Origin of the sequence: Acinetobacter sp. WCHAc060025 (assembly GCF_004209355.1) — a bacterium.
Taxonomy (GTDB): domain Bacteria; phylum Pseudomonadota; class Gammaproteobacteria; order Pseudomonadales; family Moraxellaceae; genus Acinetobacter; species Acinetobacter wuhouensis.
The window spans coordinates 315,360-339,974 of the sequence record NZ_SGSX01000001.1 but is presented as its reverse complement, the minus strand read 5'-3'; the positions used below and the strand labels follow the sequence as shown (position 1 = coordinate 339,974).

Sequence of the window (24,615 nt, the reverse complement as noted above, 5' to 3'; positions counted from 1 at the left end):
ACTAAATAATAGGATGATTAGATCAGGCTGTATATCCGCAAAATTCGGCAGCATTTGTAGGAAAATGCTTACAGTGATTCTGTCAGAAAAAGCACCATTAACAATATAAGAATCGTTCAATATGGTCTTTGCATTACAATCAATAAGACATCAGCGTATTGAGGAATAAGAAATGGATGCTTCTCGACAGTACTTAAGAAACTTACCACTATTGCTGAGCTGTATTTTGTTAAGTGCTTGTAATGCTCAAAGTGATCAAAATATTTCAACTCATTCATTGATAAATCAGAAATATAGTGTTGAAAAAGTAGCGACATTTGATGAACCATGGGCAATGACCGAGTTGGTTGAAGGTCACTTATTGATTACAGAAAAGAAAGGTAAATTAAAACTCTTTGATCCATCAACATTGAAAAGCATTGAAATTTTAGGTGTTCCAGAAGTTGCTTATGGCGGGCAGGGGGGATTGGGTGATATTGTCTTACATCCTGAATTTGCAAAGAATCATCAAATTTATTTAAGTTATGCAGAAAAAAGCAAAGAGGGTTATGGCGCGGTTGTGATACGTGCTGAATTAAATTTAAAAGATAAAAATCTACAACTTCGTAATATGAAAAGAATCTGGGAGCAAGTGCCAAAAGTTTCAGGACAGGGGCATTATGCACATCGAATGATTTTTGGCAAAGATGGCAAACTTTGGATCAGTTCTGGTGAACGGCAGAAATTTGACCCTGCTCAGGATATGAGTTCAAACTTAGGTAAAGTGATCAAGTTGAATGATGATGGGACTGTTGTTGCCGATTATCCATTCACTCAACACGGTGAGATTGCGAAACAAGTCTGGTCATTGGGTCATAGAAACCCATTAGGTATGGCTTTTGATGCCAAGGATCAATTGTGGGTGGTTGAAATGGGTCCACGAGGTGGAGATGAATTAAACCTTATCAAGAAGGGTGAGAACTACGGCTATCCAGTTGTTTCCAATGGTGATCACTATTCAGGACGAGATATTCCAGACCATGTTACGCATCCTGAGTTTAAAGCACCTGAAATCAGTTGGACACCCGTTATTTCTCCATCAAGTTTAGTGTTTTATCAGGATGAATTATTCCCGAAATGGAATCATAAGGCTTTAATTGGAGGTTTATCTTCTGAAGCAATTATTGTTGTCGATACTGAATCAAAACCTGTTCGTGAGGTACAACGTTTGGATATGCAGCAGCGGATTCGCGATATTCATACTGCATATAATGGCTCGATTTGGGTGTTGGAAGATGGAAAAAATGCTGGTTTATTAAGGCTATTGCCTAAGTAGAGCTGATTGAATCTTAGGGATTGGAAATTTTTAAAATGAATCATAATGGAGCCGATTTGGATCAAATAAAGTTAAAACAAATTAAAACTGACTTAGGTGTTGATGGAATTGTTAAGCTATCTCAGTTTATTGATAAAAAAGAAGTAAATTTAATCAAAGAGAGTTTGGTTGAAGAACTGAAACGTTTAAAAGTTTATGAAAATAATAAAATAATCTCTAAAGAATTGAAAAAATTGAGTCATTTTCAACAGATTGTCATGTTGTCCAGAACAGTTAAACAGCCAAAAACTTTAGAAAAATATTCAGATATTTTGGGTGAAGTTGTATTCAAAATTTTTGCTAAAAAGTTTTACTCTGATCAGAAACAGCAACTTCTACTGACATTACCTCAACAGGAAAAATGGACACTGAATGATTTAAAATGGCATGTCGATTCACATTCAACAGCTTTTGAGTCACTGCAATTTTTTTTAATCATTGATGATATTCAACCTCATGGTGGTGGAACTCTAGTTTTGAAAGGTTCACATCATTTAACTGAACGATCTTCTTCAAGTCAGCTGAATCATTTATTGAGTACGAAAATATTAAATCAGCCTTTTGATTTTCAGAATAAAAAATTAGAGATCATTGAATTAACTGGCGTACAAGGGGATGTGTATTTAATGGATATGAGGGTTATTCATTCTCCAGCGATAAATGCTGCAAAAAAGATAAGAATGATGGCAACGTATAGATATTTTCAGAATTTGTAAGATAAATAAAGAAAACCCATCATCCTGACAGGATCTTCTTCATAAGAGATATTCCTAATCCATGCTGACATTCACATAGAAAAGAAACTATTGATAACACCTAATGTTTTTAATGTAGTAATGCCCGAGATTAAAAACATGTGGAAATTAAAGACTAGCTCCTTTTATTCGATCATGTTCCTTGATATGCATTTAAGCGAAATGCAAAGTTTTGTCCAAATAACTGAGCGGTTTTAATATCGCCAATATCAAAAGCATCTGCCGCACTGGCATGTTCGGCTTGTGCCATAAGACCAGACCATGACCCGAGACGATTGGCTGCTTGCGTATACGGAACACCTTGATGTTGCTCAGGTAAAATAGGGTTGCCGACCCATACCATACCGTGTTGCATCGAAAAGGTGAAAAGTGAAATCAGGGTCGATTGCTTATCCCCAGCAGGTAATGAGGAAGCGGTAAATCCTGCGGCTAATTTTCCTTTAAAAGCCTGCTTCTTCCATAATGGACCCGTGGTATCCATGAGTTGCTTAAAAGTGCCAGAAACACCACCGAGATAGGTTGGCGAACCCCAAATTAGTCCATCATAATGACAGAGTAATTCAGGTTGAGACATCAACTGCTCAGCGGTAAATAAGTCAGCTTTAATCTGTTCAACTTGTGCTGCGCCAAGTTGAATCTGTTGGGCGATAAACTGGGTATGACCCTGACGGCTATGATAAATAATGGCAATGGATTTCATGGTTTGACTCCTTATTGAAACAGTGCAAGTAATTGGGCACTGAGATATAAACCACAGCCAAAGACACTGTGATTGATCAGACTTCGTAGTGCGTTGCGCAAAGGTTGTGCAGTTTTAGCAGAAGCAATCCCTGCACCCATGGCAGGTTGCATGATCAGAAAAGGCATCAGAACCGTGATGAGACCAAAACAAAAGGCAGAATAGAATTGAGGCTGTAATAACCATTCTTTGCCTATAATTAAAATAAAGCCAAATGCGAAGAGGATACCGACACTGTAATGTGCCAGCCAACCCAGAGCATATTCATGTTGAGTGGCAGGACTTTGGGCAATTGATGTATGGGTGAATTTACCTTGAAATATCCAGCCGACCCAACGACCCAGCAGAGCAAAATTGAGTGTCGGAAGATTGAATTTTTTTAAGATAAAAAGCCAGATATCCATGATCAGTGTGGCACCGATCCCTAAGCACAGGATTTGAAACAGCAGTTCCGCAGTTTTCATTTTTTCACCTTGATCTTTTCTGCACAAAACGCGATAAAGATAGTGTGCAAATTAAAGTCAACTTGAAGTCAAGAGGTATTTATGGATATTGGAGAAGTGGCTAAACGGGCAAATATGGCGACGTCGACCTTACGTTTTTATGAGGAGAAGGGTTTAATTAAATCCATTGGTCGTCATGGCCTGCGCCGACAGTATGGCAAGCAGGTTTTAGATCAATTGGCACTGATTGCTTTGGGACGGGCGGCAGGTTTTTCCCTAACTGAAATTGCACAGATGTTTAGTCAAGATGGTCAGCCTGAATTAGATCGAGAAATGTTAAATCAGAAAGCCGAGCAACTCGAACAGATGACTCGACGTTTACATTTCATCAGTGAAGGACTGAGACATGCTGCCGTATGCCCCGCAGAAAATCATATGCAATGTCCAACCTTTCAAAAGTATTTAAAAGCAGCGATTGCGGGTGAATATCAACCGACTAAACTTGAGTAATACTGATTCGATGAGTGTTATTTTCATTCAGATCACAACGTATTGCGTTACATTGTCATTTTTCCGCCATGAAGTCTTCATTTTAGTGCAGTAAAAGCGTCATCAAAACTTGTTAAATTTGCGTAAATTTTTATCAAATGTATAAGACCATGAACAAGAAAATTTTATTGGCTTTATTCTGCTGTAGTGCTTTAGGTTTAACCGCCTGTAATGATGAAGATGACTTCTCATTTGAATCATCGGTTTCAGTGCCTACGTTGGTGTCATTTGCCAAGCTTGATGTTGAAACCTATGCCGCAGGACCGAATTCAGGTGCAGCAGTGAAAGGGGCAAATGGTATTTTCCCTCCATTTAAGGGGCAGCCTGTACAAGGTTTTTCAGGCGCTTTGAAAAATGGTGACGGAACGTATATGGTGATGGCGGACAATGGTTTTGGTGCACAAGACAATTCAGCAGATTTTCTATTGCGCATCTATCAAATCAAACCTGATTTTCGTACCAAATCAACAGGTTCAGCAAAAGTTCAAGTGATGAGTTTTATTCAGTTGCGCGATCCAAATAAACTAGTTCCCTTTGATATTACTAATAAAAATACTTCAGATCGTTTACTAACAGGTGCAGATTTTGATCCTGAGTCGATTCAACGAACTGCGGATGGAACGTATTGGATTGGAGATGAATTTGGTCCTTATTTACTTCATTTTGATAAAGATGGTGTATTAATTGACGCACCTATTTCGCTTCCAAATCCGTTTAAAGTCGGTACAGAATTGCGTTCACCGCAAAACCAATTAAATAAAGCCAATGTAAATTATGTAGAACCTTTAACGCTACAAAGTGGTGGTTTTGAGGGGATGGCTTTGTCAAAAGATGGTCAGTATTTATATCCGCTTTTAGAAAAACCTTTGAAAGGTTCAGTACAGCGTCAGTTATTAATTTCACAGTTTGATGTGAAGAAAAAAGCGTATACAGGCAAATATTATTTGTTTGATTTAAATGAAAAAGCGACCTCGATTGGTGATTTTCAATTATTTGATCATGAATCAGGTGTGATTATTGAGCGTGATGATTCTGAAAATAAATTAGAAGGTTATAAAAAGTTAATTCAAATTAAATTGGGTGAATCGGGTAAAGCTGTTCAACGTACCGAATTGGTTGATTTAATGAAGATCACGAACCCAAATAATTTATATGGTACTGCTCGCGATGGTGACATTGGTACGGGTACAAACTTCGCATTCCCATTTTTTACCATTGAAGATGTGATTATTGAGAATAAAAATACCTTAACGGTATTGAATGATAATAACTTCCCTGGCTCATCTGGGCGAAATGCGAAAAAAGCAGATGATAATGAAATTATTCAGATTAAATTGCCGAAGGCATTATTTTAGTATGTTATATACTCTGAATGATATTATTGATAAGAAGCCAGTCATATGACTGGCTTCTTTAGATCTATTTTGTCGTTTTAGTTTAAGCTAAACAATCTTGTTTCGATACTTGATCTGGGCAACCCAATGGGTTTAAAGCACATTTTAAGTCTTCGATTTGATCTTGGCTGACATAGCCTTTAGATTTTAAATATTCAGCAACGCGGTCGTCACGTAAGCTTAAGAATGCGGCATCATATACACCGAGATCAACAAATAATGCAGCAGTTTCAAGGCTGTTAAAGCGATCTAAGAATACGTCATTACCATACATTAAAAAGACGTGATCATAATCAGCTTGTGAATTTACACTTAGACGGTGTGCTAAAGTTGTAGGTGATGTTTTAATAAACAGTAAATCAGAAAGCTCATCAAATTGAGTCATATCTAAGCTATTATTTCCCAGTTTAACTTTACCCAGCCAAGCTTTGAATACGAGTACTGCACCACCACGCAGTAACATACTCCATACTTGATGACGAATTTCATCATTCAAACATTCGCATTCATCTTCTAAGCGTTGAACCAGTTTTTCTTCTTGTTGCGCTAATTTATCAAATAAGCCCAAACCTTGTGGGTGGAATGCAACAGGTGCAAAAACATCAAATTTCAAGTCTTCAAAAACTTGTAAAGCCAATGGAACAGCAGCTTGATAAAGTGTGTTTAAGGCTTGGATTTGTGTGTTTTGCAGTTTGCTGTGTTTAAAAATATCTTGCCAATCGATTTCAGGCAGGATTGCATTTGCACCATATTGACGGTGGAATTGTTGAGCTTGATGCCCATTTGAAACTTCTGAAATATTCATGGCAAAAATCCTATTTAAATTCATTTAATACGCAAATGTTGCTTCCCTGAACAAGCGCGTGCTTTTGTGTTGTAATAATTTTCGATTTATATGGGTTGCAATAGGAATAAGACTAAAGTTGTATGCGGTGTTAAGATGATATTTTTGTTTATAAAAATCAGCAATATATTTAATTGTAACTAATTATACAAGTGTATATTTACTATTTTGGTTGAAATTGCCATAGAAAATAAAGCTTTGAAATTTTTGGTCAATGATTCTGATTATTTTCTTACTGTTTTTGAATGCTTTTGCATAAAGTTTAAAATAAATTGCTATTTCACTTAAAAATAGTGAAACAAAAACCTCTATCCATCATCTGGATAGAGGTTATAAATGTATCAAAATATGAAATTGATACAGCTACCTAGTTAAAATTTACTGAGAAATTTTTAGACCAGATAACCATGAGCGTAACGAAGCTGGCTTCAATGGTTTCTTTAACAACACAATATTCAAATCTTTGACACGTTGTGGCAGTTCAGGATCTGAGTCTGCCGTGATCAATGCGGAAGGTACATTTTCCTGACGATGTTCAATGATGAAATCTAAACCAATTTTGCCATCATTCAAGTGTTGATCAACCAACCACACTTGAATATTTTCTGTTTGAATCAGCTCTAAAGCTTGTTCAGGTTCTGTGGCTTTAAAGACTTGATAACCCCACTTGGTCAGCAATGTCGACATACCTTCTAAAATGGTTTCATCATTATCTAAGCACAAGATTTTATAGGCTTTTGATTTGAGCGGAACTGCTTGTACAGGCGTGGCTACGATTTTCGGTGCATCAACAATTGGTACATCGATCATAAAGCATGAACCTTTGCCTTGTGTAGAGTAAACATGCACAGGGTAATCAAGTAGGCTGGTCATACGTTGTACGATGGCTAAACCTAAGCCTAAACCTTGCTCACCCCAAGGTGAGGTATGTCCACAACGTTCAAACTCTTGGAATAGTTTAATACGTTGTTCTTCTGCAATACCTGGACCCGTATCCCAAACGCCGATACGAATATGATTTGGGCGGTTAGAAGCGCGAAGTACACCAACCACGACACGACCACGTGCAGTATAGCGTAGGGCATTACTAACAAAGTTTTGAATAATACGACGAATCCATTGTGGATCGGTATCAATCCAGAATTTTGCATCATGGACACTAAATTGAATGTCACGTTGTGCGGCAATGGATTTAAATTGCAATTCTAAATCGTTGAGTAAGTCATGCAGTGGATAAGCTTGACGCTTTGGTTGGATTGAACCACCTTCTAAACGTGCAATATCCAAAAGGGCAGAAAGCATGCTTTCTGCGCCATGCAATGCCCGATCCAGTTGTTGTAAGGTTTTACGGTCTTCATCAGACTGAATACTTTGCTCTAACGCGGTGCTGAACAAGCGTGCTGCATGCATAGGTTGTAAAAGATCGTGGCTGGCTGCTGCGATAAAGCGACTTTTTGACATATTGGCTTTATCTGCTTGCTCACGAGCCAATTGTTGCTCTGACAATGCATCTGCAAGCTGCTGAGTTCGATCTGAAACACGTGCTTCAAGTACCGCTTCATTTTCACGGAACGCTGTAATATCCGCAAAGGTCGTAACAAAACCACCACCTTCAATCGGATTGCCACGCATTTGGATAACACGACCATCTTTACGAATCCGTTCAAATTCGTGCGCACTACCGACTTTCATCCAGTGAATCCGTTTGCGAACGTGTTCTTCGACTGAACCTGGACCACATTCACCACGTTCAGCGTTATAGCGAATCAAATCTGCAATTGGACAACCGACATAAACTAAATCTTTTGGATAATCAAAAAGTTTAAGGTATTGATTATTCCACGCGACCAAGCACATATTCTCATCGACTACGCTGACGCCTTGGGTCATGTGGTCAATCATGGTCATGATCAGGTTTTGGTTAAAGCGTTGCCATTGTGAGGCTTGGTCAAGAATATTCGCCACTTGGCCCAGTGCTAAACCATTATTCACCATGGCTGTAGTCAGCAGGGTACGGGCTGATGCTGCACCAATCGTACCTGCCAAATACTGCTCAGTAAAACGCCACCACATCCCGTTTGCACTGCTATTTTCATTCATGACCACATTGTTCATGATACAAAATTGGCGGAATGCATGGGTCGTTGGACCTTCACCTGTAATACGTTTGGCAAGTGCGATTAAGTCGCCAACTTTAAGTTTGGCAACATCATGGTGTAAATAATTGATGTCTGTTGAAGTACTTTGTGCAGGAAGAGGTTTAGTTTCATAGTAGAAAAAGCTTTCTGCCTGAATTTGTTCTGCAATACTTGGGCGATAAATTCTAGATACCCAAATGTAAAGCATAATATTTAAGCCCAATGCCCAAATCACACCGTGGGTCAATGGTGCAAAAGACTCAAAACCAAATAAGGCTTCAGGTCTTAACCATGTAATCCCTAAAGGCCCAAACATTAAAAACTGATGAGCGAAGTCCCCATATTCAGTCGGTAAACTACGCAAAATCGTCGGTAAGAGTAAGGTATAAGACCATAGAATAAAGCCGACCACCAACCCTGCGTAAACACCTTGGCGACTACCACCACGCCAATATAATCCGCCAATCAGCGCAGGAGAGAATTGTGCAACAGCACTAAATGCCAATAAGCCAAATGTAGAGAGTTGGTCAATATCATTAAAGAAATGGAAGAATAAAAAGCCTAACAGCATCACCGCTAAAATACACACACGACGGGTGAATTTGAGTACTTGCGGGAGGCGTTTATCATGGCGCGACAGAATGCCAAATCTCCACAAAGCAGGCATGATTAAATCGTTACTGAGCATGATGGATAATGCTACAGATGAAACTAAGAGCATGCCTGTAGATGCTGAAAAACCACCTAGAAAAGCCAGTAAAGACAGCCAGTCTTGGTTATAACTGATTGGTAAAGATAGGACTGCAACATCGGGAATGGTTAAGTATTTAGGTGCAGCGTGTAGCGCCCAGCTGGCAATTGGAATAATCGCAATGATGGTTAAAATTAAATAAGCTGCGAACCAGCGACGTGCGCCACGAATGTGCTTTTCATCGCGTAATTCAACGACTGCTACGTGGAATTGGCGAGGTAAACAGATGATTGCCAATGCTGCTAAAAGTGTTTGAACCCAAAAGGTTTCAGGGACACCAAACAATTGCACTTCGTGGAAAGTCTTTTGCACATCATGCGAAATCTGGACGATGTTTTCAGGGGCTTCAAATATAAAAAAGAATGCAACACAGAGTAGGGCAAAGAGTTTCACAAAAGATTCAAATGCTACAGCTAACATTAAACCGCCATGTTGTTCTGTATTGGCAATTTGTCGTGTCCCAAACATCATGGCCAAAATTGCTAAAACTGCAGTTAAACAGAGAACCCCATTCGTTGTCGTAGAGAGCACTTGCGTGTTGTGATCCAGCATGACGGAAGCACTGAGTGCAATGGCACGCAGTTGTAGCGCGAGATAAGGAATAATTGCGACTACAGCAAGAATGGTCACTAAAGATGCCAGTGTCCCGCTTTTACCATAACGTGCAGCGACAAAGTCAGCGATAGAAGAGATTGCATGATGCTGACGAACTCGTCCTAAACGACGCCAAATATCGTAACCAAGCCAAACAAATAATAGTGGCCCTAAATAGATGGGTAAGAAAATAATCCCTTCACGAACCGCTGCACCCGTTGCACCATAAAATGTCCAAGATGAGCAATAAACCCCCAATGTTAGACTAAAGAGTAACATCCTGCCGCGCGTGCTTAATCGACTCGCATGCTTCTCTCCAAAGAAGGCGCAAACAAAGAGAATGAGGATGTAAAGGGCGAGAACCCCTATAATTAACCAACTGCTCATAAGGACTACGATGTAAAAATCTCGTTCTATAATACTCTATCTATGAACTGACTCGTTCATTTCGATCAAAATTTAACGACCAAAGTCTAAGTTACGAGAACCCCACAATCTTGTTAATTTTGACCATGTAAAAAAATGATTAAAAAGAAGCAACCAGGATACTGGTCGCTTAACAAGGAGCATGGTTATGGATGAGAGACAAGTAGACGCGATTCTACAAAATCCAAAATTCAAAGAAATGGTTGCTAAGAAAAGTAAATTGAGCTGGACACTTACGGCAATTATGTTGTTTGTTTATGTTGGATTTATGCTTTTAGTTGGCTACAACAAAGAGTTTTTATTATCTAAAGTATCGGAAGGTGGTGTCACCACTTGGGGAATTCCTTTAGGTCTGAGCATTATTGTTTTATCTTTTCTTTTATGTGGCGTGTATTCATATATCGCCAACAATTCTTTGGATCAATTGACTGAAGAAGCAATGAAAGAAGTAGAAGAAATTGCTCATGAAAAAGGACTGCACTAATGATGAAATGGAACTCTTTAAAAACTAAAGCAGCTCTTGCATCTACTGCACTGCTTTCAACTGTCGCACAAGCTGGTCCTGACTTAGGTGAAGCTCAACAACAGGCAACAAACTGGCACGCAATCATCATGTTTGCGATTTTCGTGGGTTTAACATTGTTCATTACCAAATGGGCTGCTAAACAAACGACAAATACTGCTGACTTTTATACTGCTGGTGGTGGTATCTCAGGTTTCCAAAATGGTTTGGCGATTGCGGGTGACTATATGTCAGCAGCATCGTTCTTGGGTATTTCCGCAATGGTGTTTAGCTCAGGCTTTGATGGCTTGCTTTATTCACTAGGCTTCATGGTGGGTTGGCCGATCGTATTGTTCTTGGTGGCTGAACGTCTGCGTAACTTAGGTAAATACAACCTGTCTGACGTGGTTTCATTCCGCTTAGAAGAAAAACCAGTACGTACGCTTGCAGCGATCAGCTCATTGGTTGTGGTTGCATTCTACTTAATCGCACAGATGGTAGGTGCAGGTCAGTTAATCAAACTATTATTCGGTTTGAACTACAACATCGCAGTTGTGATCGTGGGTCTTCTCATGATGGCTTATGTAATGTTCGGTGGTATGTTGGCAACAACTTGGGTGCAGATCATTAAAGCGGTGATGTTACTTTCAGGTGCAACATTCATGGCGTTCATGGTGATGCATTCTGTAGGTTATAGCTTCTCTGAAATGTTCAAGCAATCAATCGACGTATTTGCAAAAGTACATGATGTGAGCCTTGAAGATGCATCTAAGATCATGGGTCCTGGTAGCCTTGCTAAAAACCCATTAGATGCTTTATCTCTTGGTTTAGCGTTGATGTTCGGTACAGCAGGTTTACCACACATCCTTATGCGTTTCTTCACAGTTAAAGATGCGAAAGAAGCACGTAAATCAGTTGTAGTTGCAACAGGTTTCATTGGTTACTTCTACCTATTAACATTCATCATTGGTTTCGGTGCGATCCTTTTCGTATCAAACAACCCACAATTCATCGACGTTGCAAAAATGGCAGTTACTGGCAAGTTAGAACTTGTTGGTGGTAACAACATGGCTGCGGTTCACTTGTCTGATGCTGTTGGTGGCGACTTGTTCATGGGCTTCATTTCAGCAGTTGCATTCGCTACGATCCTTGCGGTTGTTGCTGGTTTGACATTGTCTGGTGCTTCAGCAATCTCTCATGACTTGTATGCAAACGTATTGAAGAAAGGTCAAACGACGCCTGAATCTGAATTACGTATGTCTAAGATTGCGACTTTAGGTCTTGCTATCTTCGCGATGATCTTGGGTATTTTGTTCGAAAAACAAAACGTAGCATTCATGGTTGGTTTAGCATTCTCTGTAGCAGCGTGTGCAAACTTCCCAGTACTTGTACTTTCAATGTTCTGGAAAGGTTTAACAACTCGTGGTGCGGTGATCGGTGGTGTTGTTGGTCTAGTAACAGCAGTAACGTTAATTATCTTATCTAAAGCAGTTTGGGTAGATACATTAAAAATCTCTGATACACCAATCAACTCATTCAATGGTCCTGCAATCTTTGCAATGCCGTTAGCATTCATCTGCTGTTGGTTATTCTCTGTGACTGATAAATCAGCTCGCGCAGAAGCAGAACGCAAAGCATTTGATGCACAGTATGTTCGTTCACAAACAGGTATTGGCATCTCAGGTGCTTCAGATCACTAATTCAAATGATCTGATCCTATAAAGAACACCTCCTTGGAGGTGTTTTTTTATGGTTTTTAAAATGTATTCATCGTAGAAAAAATGTATCAACATGCATGAATGTGCTAACTTTGAAATTGATAAAAACAAACAGAATCTAAAATATGCGTCCAATTGTTGATTTTTGGAAAGACTTTAAACTATTGCCCTCTGCTTGGCTGCTATTGGTTCAGTTAAGTAGCTTATTTCTTTACCTCTATACCAGTCAAAGCCGAAGCTATCAAATTCTCACGTGGGCAGTGGGTGTCTTGGCACTTTTGATTATTGCCAAAGTAATTCGACAAACACCTACATTTACCATCTTGGGCATGATTTTTGTTAGTGGTGCATTTATATTTTCGATTTTGATGCTCATTGGGCAACGTTCCATTCCGATGCAAATCACAGCGCATTTCTTTGAAGCCATGGCTTATTTCTGCGCTGCTTATGGTTTGGTACGTTATATGTTTGAAGACCGCTATCTCACCAAAGATGAACTGTTTGCAGCAGGGGCTGTTTTTACCTTGATCGCATGGGGCTTTGCGTTTTTATATAGTATTTGTCAGTTACTCGTGCCCAATAGTTTTCAAAATCCAAATCATGTAGGAGAGTACCAAACATGGTTGGATTTACTCTTCTTAAGTTTTAGCTTGCAGTCTGCTACAGGGCTTTCTGATGTGATTCCACTCGCACCCGCTGCACGGGTTGTTGCGATGCTACAAATGTTTGGTGGCGTGATGTACTTGGCATTGATTGTTTCGCGTTTGATTTCTTTACACTATATCGCGCATAAAAATGAATAATTTCAATTGAATATTTTTTACAGTAAGTAAACTGTATCGATTTTTTGCTTGAATTATAATCAAATCTGGACTTTTCTTAAGCTGAGTCTGCTCTTTTTCACTTCTTGTGAATGCCTTTCTTGACCCATAGGGTCTGCCCGTTAATTAAAAAAATGTGAGGAAGATATGCCTTCCAAAAAGTCATCTTGGTTTGATAATGTCAATCCAAATGTGTTTTTCAGTACGGTTGGAATTATCGTTATTTTTTTAGCATTCGTGATTTTGACACCGAATGCTTTTGATCTCATGACCAAACAAATGAATCAGTGGATTACCGATTCATTTAGTTGGTTCTATGTACTTGCGGTTGCAATTTTTCTTTTGGTTCTTGTGTTTATTGCATTATCAGACATGGGGAAAATAAAACTTGGCCCTGATCATAGCCAACCTGAATATAGTAGTGGCTCTTGGTTTGCCATGCTATTTACCGCAGGGATGGGGATTGGTTTGATGTTTTTTGGCGTGGCTGAACCCGTCATGCATTATGTCAGTCCACCTACAGGTGATGCACAAACGGTACAAGCCGCACAACAAGCCATGCGAATCACCTTTTTCCATTGGGGATTACATGCTTGGGCAATCTATGCCTTAGTTGGTTTAACATTGGCTTATTTTGCATTCCGCTATAATTTGCCTTTAAAAGTTCGTTCAGGTTTATATCCGATTATTGGTAAAAAAATCTATGGGCCAATGGGTGATGCGGTCGATACCTTTGCAACACTTGGAACGGTTTTTGGTGTTGCAACGACATTGGGTTTTGGCGTCACACAGATTAACTCAGGTTTGAGTTATTTATTTGGTTGGGAAAACCAGATCAGCACACAAATTATGCTGATTATTTTTGTCAGTGCTTTGGCATCTTTGTCTGTGGGTTTGGGCTTAGATAAAGGAATTAAGCGTTTATCTGAACTGAATTTAGTGCTTGCATTGTCTTTATTGGTCTTTGTATTTTTAGCCAGTTCAAGTATTTATATTTTACAAACCACAATTCAAAATGCTGGACAGTATATGTCCAATTTATTCTCCATGACCTTTAATCTTTATGCGTATCAACCGAATGGTTGGATTGGTGGTTGGACGATTATGTATTGGGCATGGTGGATTTCTTGGTCACCATTTGTGGGAATGTTTATTGCGCGAGTGTCACGAGGACGGACTATTCGTGAGTTCATTGTGGGTGTATTGCTAATTCCAACAGGCTTTACCCTGATTTGGATGGGTTTCATGGGCAATGCTGCACTGTTCAGTATTTTAGAACAAGGACACACCAGTTTAATCACCGCAGTTCAAAATGATTCATCAGTGGCGCTGTTTGAGTTTTTAAGTCATTTACCTTTTGCTGGTATTTCAAGTTTTATTGCCACGATTTTGGTGGTGCTATTCTTTGTGACTTCTGCTGACTCTGGTGCGTTAGTGACGGATTATCTCACAGCGAAATCAGAAAACTCTCCAATTTGGCAGCGCCTCTTTTGGACGGCATTAATGGCAGTTTTGTCGATCATTCTTTTGCTTGTTGGTGGATTAGGGGCATTGCAATCGGCAACCATGATGAGTGCTTTACCTTTTACATTTATTATGTTGTTGCTGTGTTGGGGATTACTCAAAGCATTACGTTTAGATGTCACGAAAATGAATGCTTTGCAAGTTGCTCGAATTACCCCGCGTGCAGTACAAAATCCTCGCAGTTGGCAACAACGTTTAGGTTTGATCATGCACTATCCGCATACACGCGATGAAGTGAATGATTATATTCAGCATCAAGTACGACAGGCTTTTGAAAGTATTCAACGTGAATTTAAGCGCCGTCATTTAGAGGTGAATATCCGTGAGGTCGATGATGGTTTAGCTTTGAGTGTCGATCACCAAAGTGAACTCAACTTTGTCTATAAAGTACAAACCCATCAAACTGAAGCAGCAAGTTTTATGTTGGATGAGCAACATGATGAAATTGATGAGTTTTATCAGGCTGAAGTGTTTTTACGTGAAGGCGGGCAGGGCTATGATGTGATGGATTGGACGCAAGAAGATCTATTACAAGACATTATTGACCAATATGAACGTCATTTACATTTTTTAAATGTGATTCGTAATTAAATCTAATTCGTTATATAAAAAAAGGACTCTAAATTAGAGTCCTTTTTTTGATTCAATTTCTAAAGATTAGATCTTAGAAACGGAATTTAGCATTAACGCCAACAGTTTGAGTGTCGTTCGCAGCTTTCGAGTTTGCATTTACGTAGCTTGCACCTACTGCAATAGCAGGAGTGATAAAGTAATTTACGTTTGCGCCCCAAGCTGAATCAGGAGTAGCGTCAAAGCTAGATTCTGCATAAGAAGCACCAACGCTTAATTGTGGGTTCAAATACAAATCAGTTTTAAGTTGGTAAGCAGTAGCATCACCATAAACAATACCTGACTCAAACGCTAAAGACATGTTAGTACCGTCGATACCGCCAACGTATTTAGCACGTGCAGTGATCGCGTCTTGGTCTTCACCGATAGTTGCAGCTTCAGCAACCGCTTTAGCAGCACCGTTACCCATTACATTGAACGCATCTAAAGCAGTTTGGTCAGCAACGCTTGTATAACCTACAGCAACCAAGAAGTTTTGAGTTGGAAGAGCACCCACTTCTAGAGAATAACGGTCGCCTTTGTCATCTGAGTTACCAACTTTACCATCAAGGATAGTGTGGCTATAAGAAACGCTAGCATAAGCTGGAACGTATGGAGTTGGAACATAAGCTTCTGCTTTAGCACCAAAATTATGAACATCAACGCCTGCATCTAATTGGCTAAAGTTATAAGCTAAAGATACATTAGAAGCTTGGTTTAAGAATGCTGCTTCAGCTAAAGGACCTTTAGAAGAGTCAACATTTTTAAGGTAGTAAGTACCTTGTACGCCACCAGTGAAGTCTTTGTCATTTACAGTTGTATCGATATACTCTGATTGACCTTGTACTTCGAATTGGTATGCTTGAGCGCCGGTCATGGCTAATAATAAAGCAGTGGCTAAACCGAGTTTTTTCATAATCTTTTCCAATAGTTGAAATTGGTGAAACACATGGCATTGTATTGTAACAAGATATTAAGTCAATGATGTTTGCGGCCATTCGTTACAAATCAATTACATGAAAAGTAAATTGTTTAAAAACTACTCATTTGTTAAAATTTAAGTCAACCGTATAAAAAGTGTAATCAGAACAATAAAATAAATTAATATAAAACTTTTAATTCATTTGAAAAGTATGACAAAATACTACACTTATTAATTGCTTTTATGATTGATTTTATACTTGTTAATCGTCATTTTCGATGATTTATTTTATGTAATTTCAAATTAATGTCATGAATGGTTAAATTTATAAAATAATAATTTGTGAATTAATCTTCACTTTTTATGTATATTGTTAATTAAACCTCAATTATCTGGAAAAACGATAAGATTTTAGCGTTTTATTTATTTAATTTGTTTTACAAAAATTTATATATTTCACATAATTAAGAAATAGAGTTTATTTATATGATGAATTTTGAAGTTTATATGCCCAGCTTTCCCCAAGGTTGGGCTTTTTTTTGCTTTAAAACTTACAAGCTTTATAAAGTACTCAACTTTTTGCAGAGAATGATTCGATAATTTATTAAACTGCACTATTAAGGTGCTTTATTGATATATAGAATGAAATATTGGCATGATTTTTGCCAAAAAAAATCCCAATTTTCAAAGAAAACTGGGATTTTTCGCCAAAATCTGGGGCAAATCAATAAAATCTGCTGAGGAATATTAATAATGTGCCCTAAGTGAGTGCATTATGCACCAATATATTGCACCTGTAAATATTTTCTTACAATCATATTTTAAATAATCATACAGAAATTGTTGGTGGAGTTAAGTAGATTATAAATATATAAGGGTGATAGTTTTTTGATTTTTGGTTAAGTTTATGAAAGTTAAAATATATTTTGGTATTTGTTTGTTGGGCTTTGCACTTTCAGGTTGCATGTACGATGTGCAAACTCAGCATAGAGTCGAAGATCGGGTGAATGAAATTCCATTGTTATTTGAACAAGCGAAAGCTCAAGCGGTATTCATCACCTATGACGGTAATCAAATAAATCGTTACGGCAATGATTTAACACGGGCAAATACGCAGTATATTCCTGCCTCAACATTCAAAATGCTCAATGCTTTAATCGGTTTGCAACATCACAAAGCAACAGCCACTGAAGTTTTTAAATGGCATGGGGAGAAAAGGCTTTTTCCTTCATGGGAAAAAGATATGACTTTGGGAGAGGCGATGCAGGCATCGGCTGTACCTGTTTATCAGGAACTTGCGCGCCGTATTGGTCTTGAACTTATGCAAAAAGAAGTGAAACGCATTGGTTTTGGAAATGCCAATATTGGAAAACAAGTTGATAATTTTTGGTTGGTTGGCCCATTAAAAATTACACCTGAGCAAGAAGCAAAATTTGCCTATCAACTGGCAATGAAGACTTTGCCTTTTGATCTTTCTGTGCAACAACAAGTGAAAGATATGCTCTATGTGGAGAGTCGTGGTGGTGCAAAATTGTATGCAAAAAGTGGCTGGGGAATGGATGTTGAACCTCAAGTTGGTTGGTATACCGGTTGGGTGGAACAGCCCAATGGTAAAGTCACAGCTTTTGCTTTAAATATGCAGATGAATAAAGATGATAATCCTGCTCAACGTAAACAATTGTCTTTAGATGTTTTGGATAAATTAGGCTTATTTTTCTATTTGCGTTAGATCATTTACAAAATCATAGACAAAAAAATGCCCAGTTTATTGGGGATAACTGGGCATAGAAAACGTTAAATTCTTAAATAGTGATAATGTTCATCTCTATTGGTTTCTTATTTTAGGTTCATTCTACTTTTATGTAAAATGTTAATTTTGAATATTACAGATCTGAAATAGCGATTTAGCATTGAGGTTTTATTTAAGTAAATGAATGTAGATTTGTTTTTTATAAAATCTTGATTATTTTACTTGGTTTTAAATGTTGGTTTTTTAAACGAATGGTTAATTCTTTGGACTAAACGTTGGTTTGACCCTTTAAATGAATGTATTGATGGTGCAAAAAGAACTTCTCATTATCGTCAATTAAGTCAAATTTTATTTTGAATATTAAGCTTTTAGATTGTGGTTAAACATTGCTATAAATACAGTATTCAAACTTAGGTAAAAATAGGTATTGTGTAGTATTCATAAAATTATTTGAGTCATAGATCATTTTTAATGGCTAATTTATAATGAGATTGATGTTAAATAAATCGAATAGTTGTATTTTCAAAGTAGACCAATAACAACAGATATGGTGAAAACAAATGGGACAGCAATTGCGCTCAGAACAAATTAGTATTCGCTTATTGCTTTTAATGTCGATCATTATCTTATCTGTGCTGTTAATTGCAATTCCTCAAATTATTAGTAGTTACCAACAATATCGAATTTCACATCAAGCTGTTTTAGACATCCAGACATTGAGGGTATTTGCGGAAACATCAAACAAAATATCTCGTGAAAGAGCACCAACTAATAAAGCAATGTCGAGTACAACCCTTGAAGCTCAAAAAAATATCAATGAACTGAATAAATATCGTAGCGAAGTCGATCAGCAAATCGATATAACCGTCAAAACATTAAATCGAGCAGGCTTTACTGAGTTAGCAAAGCGCGTTGATCAGCAATTGAAATATGATTTAGGCAATGCCCGTAAACATGTTGATGCATATTTAGCATTATCTAAAGAAAAACGGACTGTTCAGCAGATGGACCAAGCCATTTTAGGAATGTTTGGTGCATGGGACAGTTGTAGAACACTCTTACAACAGTTGGTCATGGATTCAAAAAAGCGAAATAAAGAAGTGACGGACTATGCGTCTATGGTGCTGATACTTGCGGATTTGCGTGATCAAGCAGGTCGTGTTGCATCAAATATTATGGCGCCATTAAGTTTTTCAGCCTCATTTCCAGAAAAGAATAAACTTCGATCTTTGCAAACACAGGAACAAGTAAAATATTTATGGCAGTTGCTAGATACGATCCAACCTGAATCATTGAAAACACAAGATTATTTAAATTTGCATCAACAGGTCAAAGATCGTTTTATTGATCAAGGTTTATCTATAGTCGTGAAGCTTTTGCAAGAGAGTGATCTTCATCAGCCTTATAGCATCACTGCAAATCAGCTCACTGATGCGATGGTGGGAAAATTTACAACTGTTGTGGATCTACAAACCTATTTACTTGAAATGCAAAGCCTCGATGCTCAAGAAAAAGCGAGCGCATCTCATCAACAATTTTTGCTGACACTTTTCACATCGTTAATCTCTTTAGCTGTTGCGATGTTTACAATGCTTTATACACGCAAAAAATTGTTTGAACCTTTGATTCAAGCCCAGCAAATGATTGTGGAATTATCGAAGTCTCATCAGCGTGAATATGTTGGAGGCGTTGATTTAACGTATAAAGAGGCGCAAACGCTGAATGATGCGATTTATATTTTAAAAGAGATGTTGCAACAGCGGGACGTATTTGAATTTAAATTGAAAAATATGGCGAACACCGACAGTTTAACGGGTGTGTCGAATCGTGTCGCTTTGGATGCTTTTTTAAATGAGTATGCGGCTGAGCCTCAGTTATTCCAGCAGCTGAGTTTGATTGTGGTAGATATTGATCATTTTAAGTCAGTGAATGATCAATATGGGCATATTCTGGGGGATCGTGTGATCGCTCAAATTGCATCTTGTTTACAAGCCAATATTGCGCGTTCTGAGTTGATTGTGCGTTTTGGTGGGGATGAGTTTTTAATTGTTTTGAAAAATTTGAAGCAAGATTGGTTGATTCAAATTGCGGAAAGTATTTTGGCAGATATTTCGCAGTTACGTTTTGATTTACCTGGAACAGATGAACAGCTGAAAGTGTCTGTGAGTATTGGGATTGCATCTGGGGCAGAGAATTGGGAAGCGTTATTTAGTCAAGCGGATGAGTCTTTGTTTAAAGCGAAAGCGCAAGGGCGGAATAAAGTGGTGGTGTGATTACTCTTGTAACAATTAACTATGGAATAAAATCATGTTATTGAATTTAAATAAAGCACAGTATGAGTATTACTTTTTATGTCTAAATATAAGTTTTCTTCATATTCTGTTTTTGTTAAGAAGTTAAAGTCAATATTTACTCCAAACATGGAACTTAATTTTACACATTTGCTCTTTAGTGTTTTGTAAAGTTGGAAATTATCATTTGATATACCGACAAAGAGTATATCAATATCATTAAATGAAGATTTTCCTTGGAAAAAAGAGCCAAAGCCAATTACACAGAGTAATTCATTAGAGTGATCCAAAGCAATATTTTGGATTCCCTTCATCATCTTTTTTGTGGTAAAGCCAGAATTTGTCAAAGTAAATTCCTCCTTTTATTTCATCCGCACGATATAAGCCTAGTTTTTTTTCTAATGCAAGTTCCTTTGCTTCACGTGTATAGCGATTCCAAACACCGCCAATAGAAATAATATCAATATTAGGAAACTCTTCTAAAACTTTATATAAATCATTTTCACCAAACACATAGCTGTCTAAGCAAAGTACATTTAATGAGTCATTCTGCTTTATGCGATTAAAAGAAAAATAAATGTCTTCGGTACGTTTCAGATTAATAACATTATCATGATTTTCTAAAATTTTTTTTAAAAATAAAATACGACAATATTGGACACCCCAATTGTTGAAAATATCACTCATATATGTACTCTTTAAACTCAATAGGAAAAAGCTGATAGTTTTCTAGCGGATTACTAAAATGTACTTCATAAGCATTTACATGTGCTTTCATTTTGATGAAAACTAAATTATTAGTCCATAATTCAATATTATTTTCTATTAAGTTAATGATTTTTCTATTATTAGGCAAAATATCTTCAATAATGTGTTTGTGCCACAATTCTACAGTATTTGAAAGTAAGTTTTGAGATGCTTCAGATCTTGGACCATATTGATTAAATAAATAGTAATTCTCATCTAATATTTTTTTAATTTCCAATTTTAGGGAATTAAGATTGTCAAATTTTTTATCTTTAAATATAGTTTGAACTTTTTCTTCATGTTTGTTTTTCCATTCACGTAGAAGTTCAATGGGATAATCTTGTTCGGCTTTATCAATTAAAGTATGACATGTACTACATAGCAAAATGAGGTTTTCAACAGAATCTACATCGTTAATTAAACGATCCTGATTATTTCTAGGGCCATCTGCACTATGAGCAATTATATGTGCTTGTTCACCAATCACGACCAATGAATGATTAATAGTGGATTCAATAATGTTTCTATTGCATGAAGGATTAGCACAAATACCTGCTGATAAAGCCCAAAGAGATTTAATATCCTTATCTGCTAGTTTCTTTCGTTTAGCCATAATCTAATATTTATAAGAAGTTGAGTTTAGATGATAACCCAACTTCTTATATTAAATCATTTCAACATCGGTTTCAGAAACTTCGCTGTATGCGAAACTTTAGATTTCGCGACTTCTTCAGGTGTACCCTCAGCAATAATCTGTCCACCACCTGCACCGCCTTCAGGACCCAAATCAATCACCCAATCGGCAGTTTTAATCACATCCAGATTATGCTCAATCACCACGATGGTATTCCCCTTATTACGCAGCTCATGAAGAATATCCAGAAGCTTCGCAATATCATGGAAGTGCAGACCTGTAGTCGGCTCATCAAGCACATACAAAGTTTTGCCTGTATCACGCTTCGCCAGTTCACGTGCGAGTTTGACACGTTGCGCTTCACCGCCTGATAGGGTAGTGGCAGACTGACCTAGGCGGATATAACCCAGGCCGACCTGATTTAAAGTTTCCAAACGACGGTGAATGACAGGAATCGCATCAAAGAAATGCATCGCATCTTCAACGGTCATGCCTAAAACATCAGAAATATTTTTACCTTTATAGCCCACTTCCAACGTTTCACGGTTATAACGATCACCGTGACAGGCATCGCACGGCACATACATATCAGGTAAGAAATGCATTGCCACTTTGATCATGCCGTCACCCTCACAGGCTTCACAGCGACCACCTTTCACGTTAAACGAGAAACGACCCGCAGCATAACCACGTGCTTTGGCTTCAGGTGTTTGCGCAAATAATTCACGAATTGGTGTAAACAAACCTGTATACGTTGCAGGGTTGGAACGAGGTGTACGACCAATCGGGCTTTGGTCAATATCCACGACTTTATCGAGGAATTGTAAGCCATCAATTGAATCAAACTTTTCAGCGGTCAGTGTGGTTGCACCATTCAACTGAGTTGCTGCAAGCGGTAACAAGGTACGGTTAATCAAGGTAGATTTACCTGAACCCGAAACACCTGTTACACAGGTCATAATGCCAAGCGGAATGGTTAAATCTACATTTTGCAGGTTATGACCACATGCACCCATCAGCTTGATTTGCTCTTCAGGTTTAGGCGGTTGCGTGCGCTGTTTTGGTACTTCGATTTTTAATTTTCCTGACAGATATTGACCTGTTAAAGACTCTTTATTTGCCAGAATTTCATCATAAGTCCCTTCGGCAATCACATGACCGCCATGCACACCTGCACCAGGACCGATATCAATAATATGGTCAGCAGCACGAATCGCATCTTCATCATGTTCAACGACTAAAACGGTATTTCCAAGGTCACGTAAACGCACCAAAGTTTCAAGTAGACGATCATTATCACGCTGATGCAGACCAATCGATGGTTCATCGAGGACATACATCACGCCCATTAAGCCCGCACCGATCTGTGAAGCCAGACGAATACGCTGTGCTTCACCGCCTGAAAGGGTTTCCGCAGAACGCGACAGACTTAAATAGTTCAGACCGACAGAAACAAGGAAGTGCAGACGCTCACGGATTTCTTTAAAAATCTTATCGGCAATTTCGCCTTTTGCACCCTCAAGATTTAAATCCTGATAATAATGTTCCGCATCACCAATCGACATTTTGGTGATCTGGGCAATGGTTTTGTCTTTGACACGGACATGACGTGAAATTTCATTCAGACGTGAACCACCGCAGGCATCACAGGCTGCATTGAATAAATACTGTGCCAGATCATCACGGACATAATTCGATTCTGTTTCACGATAGCGACGTTCCAGATGTGGCAAAATTCCTTCAAAGGCTTGCACACGACTGTGTTTACGACCACGTTCATCAATGTAGCTTAAGTCGACTTTTTCTTTGCCTGTACCGTATAAAAATTTCTTTTTGGTGTCGGCATCCAGTTCATTCCACGGTGTATCCAATGAAAAACCAAAATGTGCAGCCACTTTTTCAATCATGCTGTAATAGTACGGGCGCTGTCTGTCCCAACCACGAATTGCACCTTGGCTGATCGACACATCAGGACTTGGAATCAGTTTGTCTGCACTGAAATGGCTACGTGTTCCTAAACCATCACAGGTTGGACATGCACCGAATGGATTGTTGAATGAGAATAGGCGTGGTTCGAGTTCAGCAACAGCACGGTCACATTCAGGACAGGAGTGTTTTGCTGAAAATACCCGTTCAGGCTGTTCGCCATTCATCCACGATAAAACCGCAATATCACCACCTAAACGCAGTGCGGTTTCAAAGCTTTCCGCAATACGGTTGCCCAGATCATCACGGACTTTAAAACGATCCACCACCACTTCGATAGTATGTTTTTTCTTTTTATCCAGTTCAGGCGGTGTATCAATGTCAATCACTTCACCATCGACACGGGCACGGACGAAACCTTGACTCTGTAATTGGTCAAATAAATTGCTGTATTCACCTTTACGCTCACGCACCACAGGCGCAAGTAACATCAGGGCTGTGCCTTCTTCCAGACCTTTGACTGCATCGACCATTTCCGAAACAGTTTGTGCGACCATCGGTAAATCATGTTCAGGACAATAAGGCGTACCCACTCGTGCATAGAGCAGACGTAAATAGTCATAAATTTCAGTAATGGTTCCCACCGTTGAACGTGGGTTATGACTGGTCGATTTCTGTTCAATGGCAATGGCAGGACTTAAACCTTCAATTGAATCGACTTCAGGTTTTTCCATTTGTGAAAGGAATTGACGTGCATAGGCAGACAGTGATTCAACATAACGGCGCTGACCTTCGGCATATAAGGTATCAAATGCCAAAGATGATTTTCCAGAGCCTGAAAGTCCCGTGATCACCACAAACTTGTCGCGTGGAATATCGAGAGACACATTTTTCAAATTATGGGTACGTGCGCCTCGAATACGGATATGACTTTGGCTCATAAAGACTTTCTCGGAATTGTGCAAATTTAGGTTGTATATGATAGCGATTTAATTTTGTTCAAGCTGTAAAAAATAGTTTTTAAGCGACAAATTATGTCATTTCACTGACCATTTAAAGCAAGCGGAATTGCTTAAAATTTCACATAAAATGATTTAATTCATATATTTACAATTATATTCAGCCAATATTCAAGGTCTAATTCGATTATATCAATGTCTTGCTTATAATTTATTGAAAATAAA

At 38.3% G+C, this 24,615-nt stretch carries 18 protein-coding genes; 10 read left to right on the top strand and 8 right to left on the bottom strand.

What is annotated here, in order from left to right:
• Positions 1-172: 172 nt before the first annotated feature.
• Both EXE09_RS01600 and EXE09_RS01595 read left to right on the top strand, forming a co-directional pair.
• Positions 173-1,315 carry a PQQ-dependent sugar dehydrogenase gene (locus EXE09_RS01600; RefSeq protein WP_087554355.1) on the top strand — a complete coding sequence of 381 codons (1,143 nt, stop codon included), beginning with the start codon at positions 173-175 and terminating at the stop codon, positions 1,313-1,315.
• Between the two features lie 20 nt (positions 1,316-1,335).
• On the top strand, positions 1,336-2,070 hold the full coding sequence (locus EXE09_RS01595) for a phytanoyl-CoA dioxygenase family protein (protein WP_130116102.1): 735 nt from the start codon (positions 1,336-1,338) through the stop codon (positions 2,068-2,070).
• Positions 2,071-2,242: 172 nt separating this feature from the next.
• Here the strand turns inward: EXE09_RS01595 and EXE09_RS01590 are convergent, their stop codons facing one another.
• Together EXE09_RS01590 and EXE09_RS01585 are read right to left on the bottom strand one after the other, a co-directional pair.
• Positions 2,243-2,809, bottom strand: a complete 567-nt coding sequence (locus tag EXE09_RS01590) for a flavodoxin family protein (RefSeq protein ID WP_130116101.1) — start codon at positions 2,807-2,809, stop codon at positions 2,243-2,245.
• An 11-nt stretch (positions 2,810-2,820) separates the two neighbouring features.
• On the bottom strand, positions 2,821-3,312 hold the full coding sequence (locus EXE09_RS01585; RefSeq protein WP_130116100.1) for a DUF2938 domain-containing protein: 492 nt from the start codon (positions 3,310-3,312) through the stop codon (positions 2,821-2,823).
• An 81-nt stretch (positions 3,313-3,393) separates the two neighbouring features.
• On the opposite strand from EXE09_RS01585, the gene EXE09_RS01580 reads away from it, so the two are divergent.
• Both EXE09_RS01580 and EXE09_RS01575 read left to right on the top strand, forming a co-directional pair.
• On the top strand, positions 3,394-3,801 hold the full coding sequence (locus EXE09_RS01580; RefSeq protein ID WP_130116099.1) for a helix-turn-helix domain-containing protein: 408 nt from the start codon (positions 3,394-3,396) through the stop codon (positions 3,799-3,801).
• Positions 3,802-3,950: 149 nt separating this feature from the next.
• Positions 3,951-5,195, top strand: coding sequence for an esterase-like activity of phytase family protein (locus tag EXE09_RS01575; protein WP_130116098.1), 1,245 nt, complete (start codon positions 3,951-3,953; stop codon positions 5,193-5,195).
• 82 nt (positions 5,196-5,277) lie between these two features.
• Here the strand turns inward: EXE09_RS01575 and EXE09_RS01570 are convergent, their stop codons facing one another.
• Complete coding sequence (locus EXE09_RS01570; protein WP_130116097.1) at positions 5,278-6,039, bottom strand: hypothetical protein; 762 nt, start codon at positions 6,037-6,039, stop codon at positions 5,278-5,280.
• A 417-nt stretch (positions 6,040-6,456) separates the two neighbouring features.
• Entirely contained in the window at positions 6,457-9,948 is a 3,492-nt protein-coding gene (locus EXE09_RS01565; RefSeq protein WP_130116096.1) for a PAS domain-containing hybrid sensor histidine kinase/response regulator, read from the bottom strand.
• 187 nt (positions 9,949-10,135) lie between these two features.
• Here EXE09_RS01565 and EXE09_RS01560 point away from each other — a divergent pair, with 187 nt between their 5' ends.
• The 4 genes from EXE09_RS01560 (at position 10,136) to EXE09_RS01545 (ending at position 15,143) form a co-directional block, all read left to right on the top strand.
• Positions 10,136-10,471 (top strand): DUF485 domain-containing protein, encoded by a 336-nt coding sequence (locus EXE09_RS01560; RefSeq protein WP_068974969.1) that lies wholly within the window; start codon positions 10,136-10,138, stop codon positions 10,469-10,471.
• 2 nt (positions 10,472-10,473) lie between these two features.
• On the top strand, positions 10,474-12,189 hold the full coding sequence (locus tag EXE09_RS01555; protein WP_068975111.1) for a cation acetate symporter: 1,716 nt from the start codon (positions 10,474-10,476) through the stop codon (positions 12,187-12,189).
• Between the two features lie 143 nt (positions 12,190-12,332).
• A complete protein-coding gene (locus tag EXE09_RS01550) occupies positions 12,333-13,010 on the top strand; it encodes an ion channel (protein WP_130116095.1) in 678 nt (225 codons plus the stop codon).
• Positions 13,011-13,175: 165 nt separating this feature from the next.
• Positions 13,176-15,143 (top strand): BCCT family transporter, encoded by a 1,968-nt coding sequence (locus tag EXE09_RS01545; protein ID WP_087554346.1) that lies wholly within the window; start codon positions 13,176-13,178, stop codon positions 15,141-15,143.
• Between the two features lie 73 nt (positions 15,144-15,216).
• Here EXE09_RS01545 and omp33-36 read toward each other — a convergent pair whose 3' ends face one another.
• Positions 15,217-16,077: a porin Omp33-36 gene (gene omp33-36, locus EXE09_RS01540; RefSeq protein WP_068974972.1), complete on the bottom strand. Its 861-nt coding sequence runs from the start codon at positions 16,075-16,077 to the stop codon at positions 15,217-15,219.
• 913 nt (positions 16,078-16,990) lie between these two features.
• On the opposite strand from omp33-36, the gene blaOXA reads away from it, so the two are divergent.
• Together blaOXA and EXE09_RS01530 are read left to right on the top strand one after the other, a co-directional pair.
• On the top strand, positions 16,991-17,812 hold the full coding sequence (gene blaOXA, locus EXE09_RS01535) for a class D beta-lactamase (protein ID WP_068974973.1): 822 nt from the start codon (positions 16,991-16,993) through the stop codon (positions 17,810-17,812).
• Positions 17,813-18,393: 581 nt separating this feature from the next.
• On the top strand, positions 18,394-20,106 hold the full coding sequence (locus EXE09_RS01530; protein WP_130116094.1) for a GGDEF domain-containing protein: 1,713 nt from the start codon (positions 18,394-18,396) through the stop codon (positions 20,104-20,106).
• Between the two features lie 294 nt (positions 20,107-20,400).
• Here the strand turns inward: EXE09_RS01530 and EXE09_RS01525 are convergent, their stop codons facing one another.
• From EXE09_RS01525 to uvrA, 3 genes are read right to left on the bottom strand one after another with little or no spacing between them, the layout of a single operon-like run.
• Positions 20,401-20,811 carry a hypothetical protein gene (locus EXE09_RS01525; RefSeq protein WP_130116093.1) on the bottom strand — a complete coding sequence of 137 codons (411 nt, stop codon included), beginning with the start codon at positions 20,809-20,811 and terminating at the stop codon, positions 20,401-20,403.
• Positions 20,804-21,484 (bottom strand): HNH endonuclease signature motif containing protein, encoded by a 681-nt coding sequence (locus EXE09_RS01520; RefSeq protein WP_130116092.1) that lies wholly within the window; start codon positions 21,482-21,484, stop codon positions 20,804-20,806. The genes EXE09_RS01525 and EXE09_RS01520 overlap by 8 nt, the downstream gene beginning before the upstream one ends.
• 56 nt (positions 21,485-21,540) lie before the next feature.
• Positions 21,541-24,372, bottom strand: a complete 2,832-nt coding sequence (gene uvrA, locus EXE09_RS01515) for an excinuclease ABC subunit UvrA (protein ID WP_130116091.1) — start codon at positions 24,370-24,372, stop codon at positions 21,541-21,543.
• Positions 24,373-24,615 lie beyond the last annotated feature (243 nt).